Here is a 21,959-nt window from a genome sequence, read left to right as displayed (position 1 = left end):
CTGCGCGAATGGAGACCCCCATGGCCAAGGCAAGCGTACGAGAGATAAGTCGCAGGACCGGGTACTCACCCGCCACCGTGTCGAATGCGCTCAACCATAAGCGCGGCGTGAGCAAGGAGACGGCCGAGGCCATCATCCGCACGGCCCAGGAGCTCGGCTACCAGCGCCCCGAGAAGCTCGACAAGGTCCAGTTCATCCTCGCCCGCAAGACCGGCCAGGTCACCGACGAGGGCGTCTTCCACATCTCCGTGGTCGACGGGATCGAGCGACAGGCGAGGCGATGCGGCCTCAAGACGACCTACATGACGCTCGAGCTCGCCAACCAGGCCGAGGCGGCGCGCCAGATGAAGGAGCTCTGCCACGACCGTTCGGGAGCCATCGTGCTTCTCGGCACCGAGATGGAGGAGTCGGACTACCGCATGTTCGACGACGCGACCGCGCCGCTCGTCATCGTCGACGGGTGGAGCAGCCGTCGGTTCTTCGACTCCATCGTCATCTCGAACGAGAACTCCGCCTATCACGCCGTGAGCTACCTCATCGAGAAGGGCCACCGGGAGATCGGCTACCTCGCAGGGACCTTCCGCATCCGCAACTTCCCCCTCCGCGAGCGCGGATGGCGCTCCGCCATGGAGGATGCGGGCCTACCCGTGAACGAGGGCTATCGCGTCAATATCGGGACCACGCTCGACGGCGCCTACGAGGACATGCTCGCCTGGCTTTCGACCAAGCCCAAGCTCCCCACGGCCTTCTTCGCCGACAACGACTTCCTCGCCGTGGGTGCCATCCGCGCCCTCAACGAGTACGGCTACAAGGTGCCCGACGACATCTCGATGATCGGCTTCGACGACCTCAACTTCGCGAACTTCGCGAACCCCCCGCTCACCACCATCCACGTGCCCAAGCGCGAGATCGGCGAGCTTGCCGTGAAGATGCTCATCGAGGACATCAGGAGCCCCCGCGGCTTCACGACGGCCACCCACATGTCGACGACCCTGGTCGAGCGCGAGAGCGTGAAGAGCCTGTAGGTCCCACGCCCCGAGGTCTCCCCCCGCTAAGCGTCGTGCCGGCTCCGGTGTGCCTCGTCCACGTTAGGGACCCCCTCAACGTGGACGAGGCACACCGGAGCCTTCTTCAGCAGTCCGGGATGTCCCGGCATGCGCCAGGCCCCGCTCCCCTCGCGGATCATTCCGCAGCCGCACGAAGCGCGGCGAGGACATGAGCGAGAAGAACGGGGCCTGGCACGAGATGCATCCGTCTATTCGTTGTCTCCGCCGGTCACCTTGGTGGCACCGAGCTCGTCGGTCGTGTCGGCAGCCTCGGGCCAGACCCAGTTGGTGAAGTCGGGGTGGTCGTAGCCGTTGTCGACGGCGAACTGGAAGGCGTCCTCGCGGAACTGCTTCCACTCGGCGATCTGGCCCGCCCACTTCTTGGCATCCATGAGCTCGAGCACGTGCGAGGCGAGCGCCCAGCGGTCCATGTCGTTCACGCGGAGCATGTCATACGGCGTCGTGGTCGAGCCCTGCTCCTTGTAGCCATGCACGTGGAAGTTGTCGTGGTTGGGACGGTCGAAGATGAGCTTGTGGACCGAGCCGGCATAGGCATGGAACGCGAAGACCACGGGCTTGTCAGCCGTGAACAGCTTGGTGAACTGCTTGTCGCTCATGGCCTCGTCGTTCTCGGAGGCGTTCTGGATCTTGAGCAGGTCGACGACGTTCACGAAGCGGACCTTGATACCCATCTTGGTGAGGATGTCGCAGGCGGCAAGCGCCTCCATCGTGGGCACGTCGCCGGCACAGGCCAGCACGACGTCAGGCTCCTCGCCCTTCTCGGTGGAGCTTGCCCAGGTCCACTCGGCAGCGCCACGCTCGAGCTCGGCCTCTGCCTCGTCGATCGAGAGGAACGTGGGTGCCGGCTGCTTTCCGGCGAAGATGGCGTTGAAGCAGTCGGTCGACTTGAAGCAACGCTCGGCCACGGCCAGCAGCATGTTGGCATCTGCCGGGAAGTAGATGTTCGTGACGTGGTCGTTGTTGAAGCTCTTGTTCAGCAGGATGTCCACGAAGCCAGGGTCCTGGTGCGAGAACCCGTTGTGGTCCTGACGCCAGACATGGCTCGTGACCAGGAGGTTGAGTCCCGAGATGGGCTTGCGCCAGTCGATGCCGCGCGCGCATGCCTCGAGCCACTTGCAGTGCTGGTTCACCATCGAGTCGACCACGTGCACGAACGACTCGTAGCTCGACCAGATGCCGTGGCGACCGGTGAGGACGTAGCCCTCGAGGAAGCCCTCCATCTGGTGCTCGGAGAGCTGCTCGATGACCTGACCCTTGGCGGCCAGGTGCTGGTCGCACTCGCGGTCACCGTTGAAGCCGGCATCCCACTGCTTGTCAGTGACCTCGTAGGCCGACTGCAGACGGTTCGATGCCGTCTCGTCAGGCCCGAAGATGCGGAAGATGTCAGGGTTGCGGGCGATGATGTCACGCGTGTAATAGCCGAGCACGCGCGTGGCCTCGGTGGCGCCGTAACCATGGCCCATGTCGGCGACGGGGATCTCGTAGTCATGGATGTCAGGCAGCGTGAGGTCCTGCAGCATGCGTCCGCCGTTGGCGTTGGGGTTGGCACCCAGGCGCAGGTCCCCCTCGGGCATGAACTCCTTGACCTCGGGGCGGATCGCGCCGTTCGAGTCGAACAGCTCCACGGGCTGGTACGAGCGGAGCCAACCGCGCAGGACGCGGAAGTGCTCGTGGGTGTCGCAGGCGCTGGCCAGCGGCACCTGGTGCGCGCGCCAGGAGCCCTCGGTCTTGTGGCCGTCGATGATCTTGGGGCAGGTCCAGCCCTTGGGGGTCTTGAAGATGATCATGGGGTAGTGCGGACGGGTGAGGTCCCCGGCGTTCGCGCGGGCCTTGATGTTGCAGATCTCGTCGAACACCTGCTCCATGAGCTGGGCGAAGCGACGATGGATCGAGAGGTGGTCCTCGTCGTCGAAGCCCGCCACGAAGGTGTGGGGCTCATAGCCCATGCCACGGAAGAACTCGTCGCGCTCGCCGTCAGAGATGCGGGCGAGGATGGTGGGGTTGGCGATCTTGTAGCCGTTGAGGTGCAGGATCGGCAGGACGATGCCGTCCGTCTTGGGGTTCATGAGCTTGTTCGACTGCCAGCTCGTGGCGAGCGGGCCCGTCTCGGCCTCGCCGTCTCCCACGGCGACCACGGCGAGCAGGTTGGGGTTGTCCATGACCGCACCGAAGGCATGCGAGAGTGAATAGCCCAGCTCGCCACCCTCGTGGATGGAGCCAGGGGTCTCGGGCGAGAAGTGCGAGGGGATGCCGCCGGGATAGGAGAACTGGCGGAAGAACTTGGTGAGGCCCGCCTCGTCATCGGTGATCTTGGGATAGCACTCGCCCCAGGTGCCGTCGAGCAGCGACTGCGCGTTGCCGGCGGGGCCGCCATGACCCGGTCCCATGATGAAGATGGCGTTCTGGCCATGGTCATGGATGAGTCGGTTGGTGTGACCCATCAGGAAGTTGATGCCAGGCGTGGTCCCCCAGTGCCCCACCAGACGGCGCTTGACGTCGGCACGGCCGAAGTCCCGGACCTCGCCGCTCTTCTCGTCGGTGAAGTCGGAGCGCATGAGGGGGTTGCTCCGCAGGTAGATCTGGCCGATGGACAGGTAGTTGGCGCAGCGCCAGTACTTGTCGACCCACTCGATCTCCTCCTGGGGGACGGGTCCGTCGAGCTTCTTCCAGGGCGTGCCGATGGTCGGTTGCGACATCGTGATCCTTTCTGACACATTCCGTCTGGTGACAGTCATCGGGGACTGCCACACCTTCTGCCATGATGAGTATATCTTGGTAAATCGTTTTAGCACGTGAGAAAAACGATTTACCAAACAGTTCATCTATCGAGGCGTCGACAGAGGGACCGCGTCCGCACGACGGCCGGCACGCCTCATGGTCCCGACGCATCTGCAGGCACTCCCCCACGTCTGTCGATGCATTTCCTCGTGGAAATCGCTCCGCTAAATACCTCAGAACGCTAGGGAATGCATCGACAGACGAAAGGAGGGTGTCGCAGACAGCCCGAACGGCAGATGACCCGAAGGCACCTACCTCTGGCCGTAGTACGCATCAGGGCCATGCTTGCGCAGGTAGTGCTTGTCCTGGAGCTCCTGCGGCGCCGGCTTCACGCGGGGGTTGATGGTCTCGGTCTTGCAGGCCATCTCGGCCACGCGCTCGAGGACCACGGCGTGGTAGACGGCCTCGGCGGGGTCGGCGCCCCAGGCGAAGGGGCCGTGGTTCTTGCAGAGCACGGCCGGCACCGCCACGTGGTCGTAGCCGCCCTCGCCGAACAGCTCGGCGATCAGCACGCCCGTGTTCCTCTCGTAGGCCTCGTCGATCTCGGCCTTGGTGAGGTTGCGGGCGCAGGGGATGTCACCGTAGAAGTAGTCGGCGTGCGTGGTGCCGTAGCACGGGATGGCGCGCCCCGCCTGCGCCCAGGACGTGGCCCAGGGCGAGTGCGTGTGGACGATGCCGCCCACGTCGCCGAACGCCTGGTAGAGCACGGCATGGGTCGCCGTGTCCGAGCTCGGGTTGAGGTCCCCCTCCACGCGGTTGCCGTCGAGGTCGCACACCACCATCATGTCGGGCGTCAGCTCGTCGTAGGCGACGCCGGAGGGCTTGATCACGAAGAGGCCCCGCTCGCGGTCGACGCCGGACACGTTGCCCCACGTGAACGTGACCAGCCCGTGGGCCGGCAGGTCCATGTTCGCCTCGTAGACGGCCTGCTTGAGTTCCTCCAGCATGAGTGCCTCCTATTCTTCCGCGACTGCCCGCTCGGCAGCCTTCTCGACTTCGTTGACCTGCTCGAACACCTTGATGAACGCATCATAGCCCGCCACGTCGGCCGGGTCGGGCGCCAAGGTCTCGCCCTCCATGCCGCAGAACACCTTCGTGGTGAGGAAGTCGGCCAGGCTCTGGCCAGGCTCCTTGTTGAGCATGTACGACGCGGCGACGGCCTGTCCCCAGGCTCCGCCCTCCCCCGCCGTCGAGAGCACCGTGACCGGGGCGTCCATGGCTGCGGCGAGCAGGCTCTGGGCGACCCGTGGCGTCTTGAAGATGCCACCATGCCCATAGAGCTTGTCGATATGGACGTCCTCCTTCTTGAGGATGTCGTTTCCCACCTTGAGCGTTCCGAAGGCGGCCATGACGTTCATGCGCATGAGGTTCGCGATGGAGAAGGTCGAGTGCTCGCGGCGGAGCAGCAGCGGGTGCCCCACGTTCACGCCCATGATGGGCTCACCAGAGATGAACGGCGAGCTCACGATGCCGCCCGCATCCTTGTCGGCATCGATCGCGGACTCGAAGAGCCTACGGAACAGATCGCCCTTGTCGCATTCGAAGCCCATGAGCTTGTTGTAGCTGTCAAACAGACCCACCCAGGCGTTGATGTCCGACGTGCAGTTGTTGCAGTGGACCATCGCGACGGCATCGCCCACGGGCGTGGTCACGAGGTCGATCTGGGGGACCATCTTGTCCTTCAGGGGATGGTCGAGCACCACCATCGAGAAGACCGAGGTGCCCGCACTCACGTTGCCGGTACGCTGGGCCACGGAGTTGGTGGCGATCATGCCGGTACCGGCGTCGCCCTCTGGGGGGCAGAGCGGGCAGCCCGGCTTGAGGTCGCCCGACGGGTCGAGCAGACGTGCGCCCTCGGCCGTGAGGGTCCCCGCATGGTCCCCGGCGAGCGCGACGCGCGGGAGCAGGTCCTCGACGCGGAGCCCCAGGGCTCTGACCTCGGGCAGGGCATCGAACTTCTCGAGCATCCCCGCATCATAGGCCTTGGTGGCCGAGTCGATGGGGAACATGCCCGAGGCGTCCCCGACGGAGAGGACCCTCTCGCCCGTGAGGCGCCAGTGGGCGAAGCCGGCGAGCGTGGTGAGGGAGGCGACCTTGCCCACGTGAGGCTCCCTCGACAGGATCGCCTGATAGAGGTGGGCTATGCTCCAGCGCTCGGGGATATGGAAGCCGAAGAGCTCGGTGAGCTTGCCGGCCGCCTCGGTCGTGGTGGTGTTCCTCCAGGTGCGGAAGGGCACCAGGAGGTTGCCGTTCGCGTCGAACGGCAGGTACCCATGCATCATGGCCGAGATGCCGAGCGCGCCCAGCTGGGTGAGCCTCACGCCATAGATCTCCTGGACGTCAGCCTTGAGCGAGGCGTAGCAGGCGGTGAGGCCGTCGAAGATCTCATCCTCGCCGTATGTCCAGTAGCCGTTCTCGAGCGAGTTCTCCCAGTCGAACGTGCCCACGGCAATGGGCTCGTTCGCAGGACCGACGAGCACCGCCTTGATGCGGGTCGAGCCATACTCGATGCCCAGGGAGCACGTGCCGGCCTCGATCTGGGACGCGATGGTCTCTGTGTTGTCTGCCATGATTGCACTCCTCGAAAGAAGGGGCCGCGGCCCTGGATGGGAGACGCGACCCTTGGGTCAGCACATGCGACGTGTGGCCTGCGGGCATGCGACACATGCACGATCCCGCAGGCCACAGGGTCTCTAGCGGTAGTAGACCTCGCCGATCTTGAGGTCGCGCTTGAACTCGCGGATGGTCGTGTCCTCGTCGATGACGAGCGACTCGATACCCATCTGGTCGGCCCAGTCGACCATCTGGTCAGCCGTGAGGTCGTAGGACATGGCGGTATGGTGCGCACCGCCGGCCATGATCCACGCGGTGGATCCGACCTTGAGGCTCGGACGGGGCGTCCAGAAGACGGTGCCGGTAGGCAGCATCGGCATGGGCTTCTCGACCTTCTTGCAGTCCACGGCGTTGATGATGAGACGGAAGCGGTTGCCCATGTCGATCAGGGACGTGGCGATGGCCGGACCGGTCTTGGCCGTGAAGATGAGACGTGCGGGATCCTCGCGGTCGCCCATCGAGAGCGGCGTGGCGCGGATCGAGATCTTGCCGTCGGCGACCGAGGGGTCGACCTCGCTCATATGGGACTCGAGGATGCCCTCCTTGCCCGGGACGAGGTTGTAGGTGTAGTCCTCCATGAGGCCCGAGCCCTTGGCGTTCGGGTCGCCGGCGGTCATGACCTTCATCATGCGCACCATGGCAGGGGTCTTCCAGTCACCCTCGGGGCCGAAGCCATAGCCCTTCTGCATGAGGCGTTGGATGGCCAGGCTCGGGAGCTCCTTGAGGTCGCCCAGGTCACCGAAGTGGTCGGAGAAGGCGTTGTAGTTGTTCTCGGTGAGGAAGCGGTCGATGCCGATCTCCTGACGCGCCTGGACCTCGACGTGCGCACGGAACTCCGCAGGGTCGCGGCCGTCGAGGATGATGTCATAGGTGTCGTAGTACTCGTCGGCCATCGCTTTGACGTCGGCATCAGAGACGCCGTCGATGTAGGGCGTGAGGTCGTTGATGGGCCATGCGTCGACGGTCCAGCCGAGCTTGACCTCGGCCTCGACCTTGTCGCCGTCGGTGACGGCGACGTTGCGCATGGTGTCGGCGAAGCGGGCCACGCGGATGTTGCGACACTCGTTGACGCCCACGGCCACGCGCTGCCAGGCACCGAGCTCCGCCTGGACGTCCGGGTCCTTCCAGAACCCGAAGACGACCTTGCGGTTCTTGCGCATGCGGGCGAAGATGTGGCCGAACTCGCGCTCGCCATGGGCGGCCTGGTTCTCGTTCATGAAGTCCATGTCGATGGTGTCGTACGGGATCTCCTCGTTGTACTGCGTCGCGAACTGGCACAGCGGCTTGCGAAGGTCGTTCAGGCCCTGGATGTAGGACTTCGAGGGCGAGAAGGTATGCGCCCAGGTGATGATGCCGGCGCACTCGTCGTCCATGTTGGCGGCATTGAACGTGGCACCGATGACGTCGGACGTGATGAGCGTGGGCTTCAACACGACCTCGAAGGGCACCTTGTCGCTCGCGTTGAGCGCTGCGACGACCTCGGCCGCATGGGCCGCGACGTGCTCGAGCACCTCGTCACCGTACAGGTCCTGCGAGCAGGGGCAGAACCAGAACTTGTACTGCTTGATGTCTAGCATGCGATCCTCCGTCTCGAACGGTTGTGATAGTCGGGCGTTCCCGGGACTCCCGCATGGGGAGCGAGGAACGTGACCCCGGATGGCTCCTAGAGGGCCCCGGCCGACCGGGGGCAGGGCCGGCCGGGGAAAGGAAGGAGGTACCTACTTGATGACCTGGTTGGACTTGCGGTCGGAGAAGGCGGCGACCACGAGCACGAACACGACGCCCATGATGAGCTGCTGGATCTCCGTGGTGAACCCGAGCATGACCAGGCCGGACGCGAGGATTCGGTAGGAGAGCACGCCGACGATGATGTTGGCGTAGCTCACGCGTGCGCCGCCGTTGATGGGCATGCCGCCGAGGACCAGCGCGATGAGGAGCTGGGTCTCGAACATGTTGCCGCCCGTCGCGGTGACCGAGCCGACCTTGGCGGCGTTCACGAAGGCGGCGAAGCCCGTGATGCAGCCGGCGACGATGTAGACGATGACCTTGGTCCTGTTGACCTTGATGCCGGCGAAGCGTGCGCCCTTCTCACCTGCGCCGATGGCCTTGAGGTCAGGGCCGACCGACGTGAAGTGGAACACGAGGTAGCCCAAGACGAGCACCACGACCATGATGGGAATCATGATCATGGGGTCGTTCAGGCTGGAAAGGTAGTTGGCACCCATGACCGGGGCGTCGGTGGTGAGGAACGCGACCACGCCACGGAGCAGGAACATCATGCACAACGTGACCACGAACGACTGAATCTGCCGATAGACGTGGAAGTACGCGTTGACCGCGCCGATGAGGGCGCCCGTCACGATGCCGCCGATGATGGCGAGCACGATGTTGTAGTTCGACAGGTAGCAGACCACGATGCACGAGAGCCCGAGCATGGAGCCCTGCGAGAAGTCGAGGCATCCCATGGTCATGATCATGAACACGCCGACGGCGGCGATCATGATCATGTAGGTCTGCGAGAGCATCAGCCTGATGTTCTTGGGCGTGATGATCGATCCGTTGGTCGCAACCGTGAAGAAGAGCAGAATCACAGCGAACCCGATGATGGGAAGGAACGGGCGCAGTGACGCAAGGCCGAACTTCTTCTTGGGTTCCTCCTCGGCCTGGGGCGCCGGAGCCTTGGGGTCGAGCGTTGCGGTATCAGTAGTAGCCATAACCAGTCGCCTCCTAGACCATCTTCGAGATGAGATCGTTTTCCGTCAGATCCGGACTTCTGAAGAGCTGTCCGTTCAACTTGCCGTCCTTCATGACGTAGATTCTGTCGCACATGCCGATGAGCTCCATGATCTCCTCGGAGATGACGAGGATCGCCTTGTTCTGGTTGCGTATCTCCTCCATGAGGGCGTAGATGTCCGCCTTCACCTTGATGTCGATGCCGCGCGTGGGGCTGTCGAGGACGAGGATGTCGGACTGCTTGCCAAGCCACCTCGCGAGAACGACCTTCTGCTTGTTGCCGCCCGAGAGGTCAGCGACGAACTGGTCGACGCCGGTCATCTTGGTGCTCATCATGTCCGCGTACTTCGTCGCGAACGTGTGGCACTTCTTGTTGTTGATGACCTTGCCCATGTCACGCAGCGACGGCAGGGTGATGTTGTCCTGGATCGTGTCGTTGATGAGCAGGCTCTCGTTGTCGCGGTCCTTGGAGGCATAGGCAATCGAGTGGTCGATGGCGGTGTTGATGTCGTTGATCTCGGTGCCGTCCCCCAGGGTCACGCGACCGGTGCGGTCGTATGAGGCACCGAAGATGGCCTTGCCGAGCTCGTGCATGCCGCACTCCGACAGCCCGCCGATACCGAGGATCTCGCCCTTGTGGAGCTCGAGCGAGATGTCGTCGAGCTCACCGGGGACCGAGACGTTCTGCATGAACAGGGCGACCTCGCCAGTGACCTCCTGGCCGTAGTCGGTGCGGTAGTAGTGGTCGCTCATCTTACGGCCGACCATCAGCGTCTTGAGGTCATCCTCGGTGACGTCGGCGGCATTGACCGTCTTGATGAACTCGCCGTCTCGCAGGATCGAGATGGAGTCGGACATGCGCAGGACCTCGTCGAGGTCGTGGCTGATGAAGATGACCGTATGGCCGATCTCCTTGACGTGGCGCATGACCTCGAAGAGCTTGTCTCGGCCGTTCTGCGAGAGGGCTGTGGTGGTCTCGTCTACCACGAGGACCTTGGGGTCGAACCATGTGGAGCGGACGATCTCGACGAGCTTGCGGTCCTCGAAGTCGTAGTTGTCGATGGGGGCGGTGGCCTTGATGCGGTCGAGGCCGTAGCTGTCGAGCAGCTCCTGGGCCTTCTTGTTCATCGCCGCGGTGTTCTTGAGGCCGTGGCTGATGAAGCGGTCCTCGTCGCCCAGGAAGAGGTTCTCGGCCACGGTGAGCGCGGCGAGCGTACCGGTCTCCTGCACGATGACGGCCACACCCTTGTGGTTGCCGTCGACCTGGTTCTTGGCGACGATCTGCTCGCCATCGAGGGTGAAGGTCCCCTCGCCGATGGAGATGATGCCGGTGAGCATGTTGGTGAACGTCGACTTGCCCGAACCGTTCTCGCCGATGAGCGCGTGGATCTCGCCCTTCGCAAAGTCGAGGGTCACATGGTCGACGGCGTGCGTGATACCAAAGGTCTTATCGATCTTCTCTGCATGAAGCATGACTTCTTCTGCCATGGTAGTTCCCTCCTTACTTGACGACGGCGCCCTTGACGCGCTTGGTGGTCAGGCTGACGATGATGATGAGCGTGGCTCCGGTGATGACGTTGTTGATGGTTCCTGGGACGTTGAGCGCGACGAAGCCGGCAAGCATCATGGCGATGAGGAACTCGCCGATGACGATGGCCACGATCGGGTGACCGTACTTGCGGAAGGCCAGGCCGAAGAACGTGCCCATGAGCGGCGTGAAGTTGAGCGCCTGCGAGAGCATGCCGGTCTGGGGGGTCTGCGCGGTGCCGTACGAGATGTAGAGGATGCCCATGATCCCGCAGAAGGTGCCGCAGAGGATGAAGGCGATCATCTTGTACCTGTCGACGTTCACGCCCATGTTCTTTGCCGTGAGCTCGTTGGTGCCGATGGCGTTGACGTACGTGCCGACCTTCGTGTACTTGAGGATGAACCCGCAGAGGAAGAAGGCCGCGAGCGCCAGGATGAGGTTCCAGGGATAGGAGCCGAAGGCGTTGAACGAGTCGGACAGGCGGGTGCCGCCCACGTTGGACACGAAGACGCCGAAGCTCTCATAGAGCAGCGACAGGCCCACGGTGACGATGAGCGAGGGGATGCGGAGGACGCGATAGGTCACGCCATTGGCGAGACCGAGCACGAAGCCGCAGACGATCGGGGCGACGATGAGACCCAGATACCCAAAGGACTGGCTTGCCCAGACCCCCATGAGCTCGGAGAGGATGAGCATGGCGCCGATCGAGAAGTCCCAGAGGCCCATGACGACGATGAAGTACAGGCCACAGGAGCCCACGGCGTAGATGAGGCCGCGCTGCAGATACGTCAGCAGCTTGTCGGGAGACCCGAAGGTGTCGGCCGGGCAGAACACCATGAAGAGTGCCCAGCAGACCAGTGAGATGAGGACGAGGAGTCCCACACCGAACCACTGGCTCTGCTTCGCCTTTTGGAGTATAGATTGCATCGCATCGCTCCTTCTCGTGTTGAAACCTTGGCAAAGCTTGGGGTGGGCCGGGCATGCCCAGCCCACCCCAAGGTCCGGAAGGTCGATTGTTACCAGCTACTACGCGCTGTGACGGCTCTTGACGTCGTCGATCGACAGCTCGGTGGCCGACTTGTTGAGGTCATCAAAGCTCATATCAGCAAGCTTCTTGATCTCGTCGTCGGTATAGGGGGCCTCGTCGACGAAGTACTTCTCGTAGTCCTCGTACTCGGAGACCGAGGAGACGTAGACGTAGGGGAACTTGATCTCCTTGCCGAAGTCGCCGGCAGTCGGGGTGATCTTGCCCTGGCAGGCCTGGTAGACCATCAGGAAGGAGTACAGGGGATCGCAGAAGTGGCCGCCGGACTCGCAGTACATGCCACCCGTGGAGAGCTGGGTCTTGAGGTCGTCGAGGAAGTCCGTCGAGGCGACGCGGATCTTGCCGGTGAGCCCCATGTTGGCGAGCTGGCCCACGGAGCCGACCAGCGGGTCGCCGCCGCCACCGGCGACGATGAGGGCGTCCATGGTGGGGTCGGTGTTATAGAACTGCTGCGTGACGTTCGCGCCCTCGATAGAGGAGGTGTTGGCGTAGACCGGGTCGGAGAGCGTGACCTTGTCGTTGGGGTTGGCGGAGTTCCAGGTGTCGACGCCGTTCTTGTAGCCGTTCCAGCGCTGCTGGAAGGTTGCGTCACCGACCGTCCAGCCCTCGAGCTTGATGTTGCGGGCCCCCTTCTGGAGCGTGCCTGCGGCATCGGCGTTGTCGGCCGTGAGCAGGGAGACGAGCTTCTCGCCGTTCTCGACCTCGTTCTCGTGGACGGCACCGACGTAGTACTTGGAGTTCTGGGCGAGCTTGTAGACGTCGGGCGAGTTGTCCTGGTTGATGATGCGGTAGAACTGGCCGAGGTAGACCTCGTTCTGGTCGCAGGTGTTGATGCAGGAGGTCATCTCGGAGTCTGCGGAGTTGCAGATGACGATGCCGTTGCAGCCGGCAGCGCAGAGCGTCTCGACCGATGCGGTGACCTGCTCGGAGACGTGGCCCTGGTCGACCGTGGAGATCTCGACGCCCAGGATGTCGGCCGCCTTCTTGATGATGTCGACGGAGAGCTTGCCGAGGGCATCGGTGGACGACCAGATGGAGACGCCGATCTTGACGCTGCTGCTCGAGCTCGAGGAGCTCGAGGAGGCCGACGTGTCAGCGGAGCTGCTTGACCCACTCGAGCAGCCGGCGAGCAGTGTTGCCCCACCGATACCCGCCGCAGTGACACCCGAAAGCCTCAGGAAGTCGCGCCTCGAGAGATTCTTCTTTCCGTTCATTGTTTCTCCTTCCGGTCCTGTATGGAACTGCCTTCTCGAACCCCACTCCCCGCAGGGAGTCATGCACCTGTCGTTCGTCCTCTTGTTTGTTGCTCTGCCTGTATCCATATTCTTGTTCGAACAAACCAGATACCTGCGAGTACCTCAGAGCACGAACTTATGCGACCTATTTCTTACTGTTTACTTTACGTTTAGTTCACGGGGACAGACCAGCGAACGCTTCCGAGAACCCGCCTGCCCTTCCGTTGTTGGGATGACCTTGCGTCCGATTGAGCCGCCGACGATCAAAGCCTCATAACCCTTGCGCTGCCGAAGTTCCTGCCGCGCAATTCGTACAACCATGTTGTATTCCACGGGGCCACCAAAGGCCAGACTGCATCCCATAAACGGTATGAAAACGTTCGCCAGCGGACTATTTGGGGTCCGTAGTGAACAGATTTACTAATGTTTCCTGCATGTATGTACTAAACGTTTTGCTTATGTTTAGAGATTAGAGCGCTCTAATCTCTCGCAGTCCGCACACCATGCCTTTTACCGCCCAGTCTATACTGTGAGGACCATTCCTCACCACAGCATGAAGGGACGAACCCGTGGCAATCACCCCCGAAGAGGTCGTCGAGACCATCGACATGGTGTCTCAGCAGCATCTCGACATCCGTACCATCACCATGGGCATCTCGCTCATGGGCTGTGCCGACGAGGACCTGTCGCGCATGTGCGACAAGGTCTACGAGCGGGTGACGCACCAGGCGGCCGACCTCGTCTCGACCGCGGAGGCCATCGAGGGCGAGTACGGGATCCCCATCGTCAACAAGCGCATCTCGGTGACGCCCGTGGCACAGATCGCCGCCTGCTGCCCCGACGAGGACCTCACCCCCCTCGCGGTCACGCTCGACCGCGCCGCCGAGGCCGTGGGAATCGACATCCTCGGGGGCTTCTCGGCCCTCGTCCAGAAGGGCATCGGTGACGCTGACCGTCGCCTCATCGCCTCCATCCCGCATGCGCTCTCCACCACGACCCGCGTCTGCTCCTCGGTCAACGTGGCAAGCCTGCGTGCCGGCATCAACATGGACGCCGTGCTCCTCATGGCCCAGACCGTCATCGACACCGCCAAGGCGACCGTCGACATCGACTGCTACGGCGCGGCGAAGCTCGTGGTCTTCTCCAACATGGTGGAGGACTCGCCCTTCATGGCCGGGGCCATCCATGGTGGCGGCGAGGCAGATGCCGTGATCAACGTAGGCGTCTCGGGCCCCGGCGTCATGGCAGCAGCCCTCGAGGAGCTCCCCGACGACGCGAGCATGATGCAGGTCGCCGAGCGCATCAAGCAGACGGCGTTCAAGATCACCCGTGCAGGCGAGCTCATGAGCCGCGAGGCTGCGACCCGCCTGGGCGTCGAGAAGGGCATCGTCGACCTCAGCCTCGCGCCGACCCCGGCCGTCGGCGACTCCGTCGCCCGCATCCTCGAGATCATGGGCGTCGGCCAGTGCGGCGGCCCCGGCACCACCTGCGCGCTCGCCATGCTGAACGATGCCGTCAAGAAGGGCGGCGTCATGGCGAGCTCCAGCGTGGGCGGGCTCTCCGGTGCCTTCATCCCTGTCTCGGAGGATGCCGGCATGATCGCCGCAGCCGAGAGCGGGGCCCTCTCGCTCGAGAAGCTCGAGGCCATGACCTGCGTCTGCTCCGTGGGGCTCGACATGATTGCCATCCCCGGTGACACCTCGGTCGAGGCCATCGCCGGCATCATCGCCGACGAGATGGCCATCGGCGTCATCAACTCGAAGACCACCGCCGTCCGCGTCATCCCCGCCATCGGCAGGAAGGAGGGGGACGTCCTCGAGTTCGGAGGACTCTTCGGCTCCGCGCCCGTCATGCACGTGAACGAGCATGCGGGCACCGTCCTCGCGCATCGTGGCGGACGCTTCCCCGCCCCGATCAACTCGCTCAAGAACTAGGGATGCCCCCATGGCGGAGCTCCACACCAGGCAGAGTCCCGCACACGCGGAAGAACCCCACGGGACCCGTCGCCGCTGGCCGTGGGTCCTTGCCGTCGTGGTGGCCCTCGCATGTGGGGTTGGCGTGATCGCGCTCGATCGTGCGCAGACGGCATCGCCCGTCGACCAGGATGCCATCCCGTCGGGGATGGGAAGCCTCGCCTCGACCCTGATGGACGCCACGGAGCGCACGACCGATGACGCCGCATCGGCAGCCGACCTCGAGACGTCTGCCGAGCAGGCCAGGAAGGCCCAGGAGCTCGAGGCCGAGGCCGAGGCTCGGAAGGCGGCGGATGACGCGACGGCCGCCGCTGAGGACTCGAGCGCCATCACCGTTGACGGCGCGGACCGGTCCAAGGCGGCCATGGCGCTGGGCTATCTCATAGAGGAGGTCCGCGACCTCGAGGGAAGCGGCTACACCATCGGCTTCGAGCTCATGGACGTCGCCACCGGCATGACCATCTCCTATGACGTCGACACCCGCTACTACAGCGCGAGCTCCATCAAGGGGCCGTATGTGGTCTACCTCGTGCAGAACGGCATCGCAGACCCCTATGGCTCCATGGCGGACACCCTGAGCGAGACGCTCGTCAACTCTGACAACGACTGCTATCGCACGCTCCGCTCGACCTATGGGGACTCAGGCTTCTACTCATGGTGCCAGGGGACCGGCTTCGACTCCCCCGACGGCGCCTACAGCTACTACACGCACTACAGCGCCCATGAGCTGCGCCTCATCTGGAGTGCCGAGTATCCCTACCTCACGAGTGACCAGACCAATGCCAGCTGGTGTCGCGAGGCGCTCGCGGACACCCTCGACTCCCCTGTGAGCCAGGCCCTCAACGACCGGTATTCCACCATGTCGAAGGCTGGGTGGTACAACGCGAGCGAGGGGTATGGCTCGGCCCCCGTCACCTGCGTTGGAGGCATCGTCGAGGCGACCTCGGGCGACTATGTGGTCACCGTGATGTGCAGCGCCCCCTCTGACTTCAACCCGCTCAACACCATGGTAGGCGCGCTCGACGACGCGCACACCGCCCTGCTCGCCTCGTAGGGGACGTCGAGAGGGACCCGTCCTCTCGCCTAGACCAGGCTCACGCCACCAATCCAGCCCCAACGGGGGGTCACCGTGGTGTTGTAGTAGCTGATCCAGTCGTTCACGTTGATGGTGCGGACGTAGCCGACGTTGTCCATCATCGTGTCGTTGCCGATGTAGATGCCGATATGTCCGTAGGTCCTGCCGGCCGACGTGTGCGAGTGCGTCGAGACCGCCACGATCATGCCGACCTTGAGGTTCGACTTGTTCGAGCTCGTGCACCAGTTCGCGTACATGTCGCAGGCGTTCCCGCCGTAATACCCGTATCCGGCCGCGGCAAAGACCTGCGAGACCCACATCGCGCAGAGGCCGGAGCCCGGAGACCCGACCGACTTGCAGGCGTTCACCACGTTTGCCTGCGCGTTGGTGAGCCCGGACGTGGACTGCCCGCTCGTGCTCGTGTCGACGTAGACGCTGCCGCCAGAGCCGGCGGCAGCCTGAGCGGCGGACTGCGCCTGTTGTGCGGCCTCGGCCGCGGCCGCGGCGACGAGCTCGGCATCGCGCTGCGACATGAGGTCCTTCACCTGCGTGCTCAGACCGTCGAGCACCGTCTGGACCTCGGACTGCTTGGACTGCATGTCCTGGAGCTGCTGGGTCTGCTGGGCGTTGAGGTCCTCGAGCGACGCCTTCTCCTGCTCGAGGGAGGACTTCTTGTCGTCAAGCTCGGCCTTCGCCTGCTTGACCTCCTCGATCATGGCCTTGTCGGAGTCGGTGATCTTACCCATGTAGTACACGTTCGAGATGAGCTCGTCGAGGCTTGCCGACGAGAGCAGGACGTCGAGCACGTTCGAGCCACCGTTCTTGTAGGAGCTCGAGATGCGCTTGGAGAGGATCTCCTGCTTGGAGTCCAGGTCCTTCTGCTTGACGTCGATGTCTGCCTGTATCTGGTCGATGTCAGACTGCTTCTGGTCGATCGCGTCCTTCGTGTTGGACTGCTCCACGGCCAGCTGCTGGTATTGGTTCGAGATGTCATCGAGCTGGGACTGGGCGGCATCCAGCTGGGACTGGGCCGCGTCGAGGTCGGACTGGGTGTCTGCCCTCGCCGTGGAGGGCAGGCCCGTGAGCGCGACGAGCCCGGCGCCGAGCATCAGCCGCAGCGCCTCACGGCGCGAGAAGGACGGAAGACGTTCCTGGCGCTGATCGGTATGGCCTACATCACTGGTAATCATAGGTTGCCCCAACGACTGGTGTGTTTAAGCTTCGTTGCCTCGTAGCGTAACGCATTCGCGGCGGCAGAGAAACCCTCTCCACAGCGAAAGGGCGGACGGAGCCCAGGCGTCATCGTCCCAGCTAGCCCTCCTGCGAGAAGTCGCCAAGGAAGCGTACCTCCGGCTCGAGGGTCACACCACTCGTGCGCTCGACCTCGTCGACGACGTGCGCTATGACGGCAGCGACGTCGGCCGCGGTGGCGTGGTCGACGTTCACCACGAAGCCGGCATGCTTGGTCGAGACGGCCGCTCCCCCGACCTGGTAGCCCATGAGGCCGGCATCCATGATGAGCTTGCCGGCGTAATGGCCCTCGGGCCGCTTGAAGGTGGACCCGGCGCTCGGCAGCTCGAGAGGCTGCTTCTCCTCGCGCCTGCGCGTGAGGTCATCCATCGTGGCCCGGATATGGTCCTGCTCGGACTCCTCGAGGTCGAAGGTCGCGTCGAGCACCACGAGGCCCTCGGTGCGCACGAGGCTCGTGCGGTAGCCCATGGCGAGGTCATCGATGTCCACGACGAAGTCATGGCCCTCCTGGTTGAGGACGCGTACCTCGGAGAGCACGTCGGCGATGCAGCCGCCATAGGCACCGGCGTTCATGAAGACGGCGCCGCCCACGGTCCCCGGGATGCCACAGGCGAACTCGAGCCCCGTGAGGCCCAGGTCACAGGCCATCTCGGCCGCATCGGCCAAGGTGACTCCCGCCTGGCAGCGCATCGTGCGTCCCTCGACCACGACGTCGTCCATCTCGTCAGGCATCGAGACGATGAGTCCCCGATAGCCGGCATCCGAGACGAGCAGGTCGGAGCCGCGACCGAGGACGAACGACGGCGCGCCGGCATCGTTCGCGGCCGCCAGCACGGCGGCCACCTCCTGAGCCGTGTCGGGCATCACGAGCAGGTCGGCAGGCCCTCCCACCTTGAAGGTGGTGTGGTCGCTCATGGGCTCGTCCACGAGGACGCGGTCCTCGTCTAGGATGCGGCGAAGGCTCGCCGCAAGCGTTGGTCTGTCGTAGGTCCCGTCTGACGATCCGGACATCGTTTCCTCCCGATAGGTGAATCCAGTGCCCCCTAGTCTAGCCGAGACGGGCTCATGGGGGCAGACCGGAGATGCGACTATCATCGGATGAGGCACGTACCGCCACCATGACCGGCCCGAGGAGAAGCACATGCAACCCATGATCTCGCTCTGCGGGGACGACTGCTCCCTGTGCCCTCGCCACACCGCGCACGCCGACGACGAGCTGGCCCGCGTGGCCGAGCTGTGGCGCGAGCTGGGCTGGCGTGACGCCACCGCGGATCCCCGCTCGCTCGCCTGCGAGGGATGTGCCCTGGGGTGTGCCTGCGGCGGCGGCTCCTGCACCTTCGGCCTGTGGGAGTGCGCGCAGGAGCATGGCCTCGAGAGCTGTCGCGACTGCGCCGAATGGCCCTGCGAGAAGGTCGCCGTGGTCGATGACGACACGCCCGCGCGCAGGGAGGCCTTTCGAAGGACCGCGCATCCCGGCGAGTTCGAGGCCCTTGACCTCGCCTTCTGCCGCAAGAGAAAGCACATCTTCTCGCAGCTCTCGCTCGAGCGACTCTGGCAGCTCTTCCCCATCGAGCTCTCCGAGCCCAACCCCGCCTGGCCTGCCTGGTACGAGGAGGAGGCCCACAAGCTCGCCGACCTTCTCGGCGACGAAGTCGTGCGCATGAGCCACATCGGGTCCACCAGCGTGGACGGCCTCGTGGCCAAGCCCATCGTCGACATCCTGCTCGAGCTCGCACCCGGCTATGACATGGACCAGGCAATCGCGCTGCTCGAGGGGGCCGACTGGGTGGTGATGTGCCGCGACGATACGGACCACAGCATCGACCTCAACCAGGGCTACACCCTCCGGGGGTTCGCCGAGAAGGTCTTCCATCTGCACGTGAAGGAGCCTGGAGACTGGGACGAGCTCGTCTTTCGCGACTGGTTGCGCACACATCCCGAGGTGGCCGCCGACTATGTGGCCCTCAAGCGCGAGCTCGCGGCGCACTACGAGCACGACCGCGACGCCTACACCGAGGCCAAGGGTGCGTTCATCCGCGAACAGGTGACGCTCGCACGCGCGGAGGCCTAGCCGTTGCGAGCAAGGCGGCCTGACACATTTCTTCGATAACGGACGACCGAGTCCAAATGGACTCATCCTGCGACGGGAGATGATTGCCCCCATCCCGCACTCGGTCGTCCGTTAGTTGAGATTTGTGCACGACCCACGCGTCATGCCCCAACGCGTCCCGAACCCTGCGCGAGCGCTCGTCTCGTCGCCATCTCCCGTGCCATGCCATCGAGGTAGGCCGCGGCCTCATCCTCGAGGAGGAGGCTTGCCGAGAGGTGCTCACCCGCTTGGACCAGGCCATCGGGTGCGGCACCAGGCCCTGCCGCCTCGTCGAGCAGACCCCAGATGACGAGCTCGCAGACATTGGCCACCTGCTCGTGCCACTCGGGAAGGCCCGCGTCGAGCACGCGGCGACAGGTTCGCTCCCCGAGATGGGAGAGCAGGTCATCCTCCACGCAGAGACGGTGCAGCCATACAGCCACGTAGTCGATGCCCACAAGCTCCTCCGAGACGGGATGGGCCAACTGATAGTCGATGTCCGCCGGAAACTCCTGCGCGAGGAGGCGAGGCTCGTAGGCATCGAATCCCTGCCCGATGCTCGTGAGGGTGTCGGCAAGGGCTCGGCTTGCGAAGGGTGGCGCACCCTCACACGCCTGCCTCCAGAGGTCATGAGTCCGCGAGACCTTCTCCTCGATGCCGCGAAGCCCTCGCTCGAACGATTCGCGCAGGTCATCGGCATCCAGCGACTCGAGACGCACAAGCGCAGCGTCGCCCGCCTGGGACACGACATAGTCGGCTGAGACCAAGCGATCATAGGCCACCCATGCAGGGAGGGAGGACCCAAACGATGGCGAGGCGACGGCCTCGGGATCCGTTGGGTCCCCGGCGTCCTGCCGACGTAGCTCATCGAACGCGAGGTCATAGGTAAGCGCGAGATCTCCCGCCGCAGCCTCGAAGGCATCAGACAGCGAGGCCAGCACATCCTCGTCCGAGGCCACATCCAGGGTGTCATCCTTGAGGCGATAGAACTGGGCCTGGAGCTCGCCGAGCTGCACCGCCGCCGCACCAGGATCGCGGAAGGGAGAGGAGGAGAGCATGCGTGCGAGCAAGACGATCGGACCGTCCGAGAACTCGACCCGCTCCGTCTCGGCAAGCGCGTCGGAACGAGCCCGCTCGAGGGTGGCAAGCTCCGTCTCGGACAGCGCAAGGCCAGCCAGGTCGGGCTCATGGGACCGTTGGATGGGTCGCTCGCTCATGGACGCTCCTTCGATGGTGGGGAATGCTCAATACACCCATATGGATATCCACGTCAAACGCACGGGGGCGAACGACCCATGCACGGGGGCGAGCGGTCGAGGACAGGCCCCTTGCGCTACCATGGCGAGCGTCGTATGACACGTAGCGAGCCATGAGGAGGAGAGCGTCCGATGTCCCTGCGCGACCGCTGGCTCCCCATTGCGCTCTCGGCCGCCTTCGTAGCCCTCATGTGCGGCATCGCGCAGGTCACGGGCCTGACCGAGGTCCTCTTCCCCGAGATGGCCGCCATCCTCTGCGGTGCGTGGATCCTCCCCCACCAGGCATGGAACGTGAGCCGGCCCGCGCATGCTCGTGCTCATGGGAGCGGGAGCCGTCTTTGGGATCCTGCTCAACCTCTACGTCCCGGGGTCGCTTTGGGTACGCGCGCTTCTGGGTTACCTGTTCTGCGCCATCGCGATGAACGTCGCCGGTGCCGACATGAGCCCCATGGTCTCGGCCGCCATCCTGCCGGTGCTCCTGGGAACCACCAGTTGGACCTACCCTGCCGCCGTGGTCGTGATGGTGGGACTCGTGTGCGCGGGCCAGGTCGTGCTGGAGCATGTGGGAATGCGCGAACCGATCCGCTTCAAGCCCCTGCGTGACTCGATGGTGCGCACCCTCTCCTACTGGGGCCGCAGGTCCGTGGTCTTCGCCGTGCTCTCGGCCCCCGCCTACCTCACCGGCAACGTGCTCTTCGCCGTGCCACCGCTGCTCGTGGCATTCACGACGTTCTCACGCCCCGACTTCACGCTGCGGCTTCGCCCCTGGAGGGGTGTGGGCGTGCTCGTGCTCGCAGCCGTGACAGGCGCATGTTGTCGCCTGCTGGCAGATGCCGGAGTGCCGCTTGCCACCTGCGGGCTTCTCGGCTTCGTGATCCTCGTGGGCATCTGGGCAGGCTTCGCCACCTGGCTGCCACCCGCCGGCGCCGTCATGCTGCTGGCGCTGCTCATCCCTGGAATCGACCCGCTCATGTATGCCCTTGAGGTCTCGGCTGGCGCGCTCATATGGGTGGTCGCCGCCATGTTCTGCTTCCCGGGACTGCGCCCCGCGTTCGCGCCACGTAAAGCCTGAGCCATCACCGCGCTGCGGCCACCTCCCAAAAGGCCTCTGTGGCAACGAGATTGCGACCACGATCAAACCAGAGGTGCTTTTGGTAGACATGCAGAGAGACAATGGGATGTTCTAAAACCCATCGACGAGCGAATCCGCCTCTTCGCCACCCCAAGTAACACCCACATGACCAACGTGGAGAAGCTAGCCAGCCGGTTCTCGCAGAACAGGCTTGTAGAAGAAGCGAAACCATCTCCAATCTACT

General features: G+C 64.2%; 16 protein-coding genes. 5 read left to right on the top strand and 11 right to left on the bottom strand.

Annotated features, from left to right (window positions below):
• Positions 1-20: 20 nt before the first annotated feature.
• Positions 21-1,025 carry a LacI family DNA-binding transcriptional regulator gene (locus tag LKE50_03415; protein MCH3967660.1) on the top strand — a complete coding sequence of 335 codons (1,005 nt, stop codon included), beginning with the start codon at positions 21-23 and terminating at the stop codon, positions 1,023-1,025.
• 230 nt (positions 1,026-1,255) lie between these two features.
• Here the strand turns inward: LKE50_03415 and LKE50_03410 are convergent, their stop codons facing one another.
• From LKE50_03410 to LKE50_03375, 8 genes are all read right to left on the bottom strand, one after another.
• Positions 1,256-3,763 (bottom strand): phosphoketolase, encoded by a 2,508-nt coding sequence (locus LKE50_03410; GenBank protein MCH3967659.1) that lies wholly within the window; start codon positions 3,761-3,763, stop codon positions 1,256-1,258.
• A 333-nt stretch (positions 3,764-4,096) separates the two neighbouring features.
• The gene (locus tag LKE50_03405) at positions 4,097-4,792 is read right to left on the bottom strand and encodes an L-ribulose-5-phosphate 4-epimerase (protein MCH3967658.1); all 696 of its coding nucleotides are present in this window, start codon (positions 4,790-4,792) and stop codon (positions 4,097-4,099) included.
• Positions 4,793-4,801: 9 nt separating this feature from the next.
• Positions 4,802-6,415 carry an ATPase gene (locus LKE50_03400; protein ID MCH3967657.1) on the bottom strand — a complete coding sequence of 538 codons (1,614 nt, stop codon included), beginning with the start codon at positions 6,413-6,415 and terminating at the stop codon, positions 4,802-4,804.
• 123 nt (positions 6,416-6,538) lie between these two features.
• Positions 6,539-8,035 (bottom strand): L-arabinose isomerase, encoded by a 1,497-nt coding sequence (gene araA / locus LKE50_03395; protein ID MCH3967656.1) that lies wholly within the window; start codon positions 8,033-8,035, stop codon positions 6,539-6,541.
• A 141-nt stretch (positions 8,036-8,176) separates the two neighbouring features.
• Positions 8,177-9,172, bottom strand: coding sequence for an ABC transporter permease (locus LKE50_03390; protein MCH3967655.1), 996 nt, complete (start codon positions 9,170-9,172; stop codon positions 8,177-8,179).
• Between the two features lie 13 nt (positions 9,173-9,185).
• Complete coding sequence (locus LKE50_03385) at positions 9,186-10,679, bottom strand: sugar ABC transporter ATP-binding protein (GenBank protein ID MCH3967654.1); 1,494 nt, start codon at positions 10,677-10,679, stop codon at positions 9,186-9,188.
• Between the two features lie 13 nt (positions 10,680-10,692).
• On the bottom strand, positions 10,693-11,646 hold the full coding sequence (locus tag LKE50_03380) for an ABC transporter permease (GenBank protein ID MCH3967653.1): 954 nt from the start codon (positions 11,644-11,646) through the stop codon (positions 10,693-10,695).
• 99 nt (positions 11,647-11,745) lie between these two features.
• Positions 11,746-12,978, bottom strand: coding sequence for a twin-arginine translocation signal domain-containing protein (locus tag LKE50_03375; GenBank protein MCH3967652.1), 1,233 nt, complete (start codon positions 12,976-12,978; stop codon positions 11,746-11,748).
• 590 nt (positions 12,979-13,568) lie between these two features.
• Between LKE50_03375 and LKE50_03370 the strand changes: the two genes are divergently transcribed.
• Entirely contained in the window at positions 13,569-14,933 is a 1,365-nt protein-coding gene (locus LKE50_03370) for a PFL family protein (protein MCH3967651.1), read from the top strand.
• A gap of 10 nt (positions 14,934-14,943) precedes the next feature.
• Entirely contained in the window at positions 14,944-16,026 is a 1,083-nt protein-coding gene (locus LKE50_03365; protein ID MCH3967650.1) for a hypothetical protein, read from the top strand.
• A 29-nt stretch (positions 16,027-16,055) separates the two neighbouring features.
• Here LKE50_03365 and LKE50_03360 read toward each other — a convergent pair whose 3' ends face one another.
• Entirely contained in the window at positions 16,056-17,237 is a 1,182-nt protein-coding gene (locus tag LKE50_03360) for a hypothetical protein (protein MCH3967649.1), read from the bottom strand.
• Positions 17,238-17,358: 121 nt separating this feature from the next.
• Positions 17,359-18,309: a UDP-N-acetylmuramate dehydrogenase gene (murB, locus tag LKE50_03355; GenBank protein ID MCH3967648.1), complete on the bottom strand. Its 951-nt coding sequence runs from the start codon at positions 18,307-18,309 to the stop codon at positions 17,359-17,361.
• A 130-nt stretch (positions 18,310-18,439) separates the two neighbouring features.
• On the opposite strand from murB, the gene LKE50_03350 reads away from it, so the two are divergent.
• Positions 18,440-19,369: a GrpB family protein gene (locus LKE50_03350; GenBank protein MCH3967647.1), complete on the top strand. Its 930-nt coding sequence runs from the start codon at positions 18,440-18,442 to the stop codon at positions 19,367-19,369.
• A gap of 140 nt (positions 19,370-19,509) precedes the next feature.
• Here the strand turns inward: LKE50_03350 and LKE50_03345 are convergent, their stop codons facing one another.
• Complete coding sequence (locus LKE50_03345) at positions 19,510-20,604, bottom strand: DUF6323 family protein (protein ID MCH3967646.1); 1,095 nt, start codon at positions 20,602-20,604, stop codon at positions 19,510-19,512.
• Positions 20,605-20,950: 346 nt separating this feature from the next.
• Here LKE50_03345 and LKE50_03340 point away from each other — a divergent pair, with 346 nt between their 5' ends.
• Positions 20,951-21,715, top strand: coding sequence for a hypothetical protein (locus LKE50_03340; protein MCH3967645.1), 765 nt, complete (start codon positions 20,951-20,953; stop codon positions 21,713-21,715).
• Positions 21,716-21,959 lie beyond the last annotated feature (244 nt).

This window comes from Atopobiaceae bacterium, from assembly GCA_022483015.1.
In the GTDB taxonomy this organism is placed as follows: Bacteria; Actinomycetota; Coriobacteriia; order Coriobacteriales; family Atopobiaceae; genus JALCUE01.
Note: the sequence above shows the minus strand (reverse complement) of the source record. Positions and strands in the feature narration are given on the sequence as shown.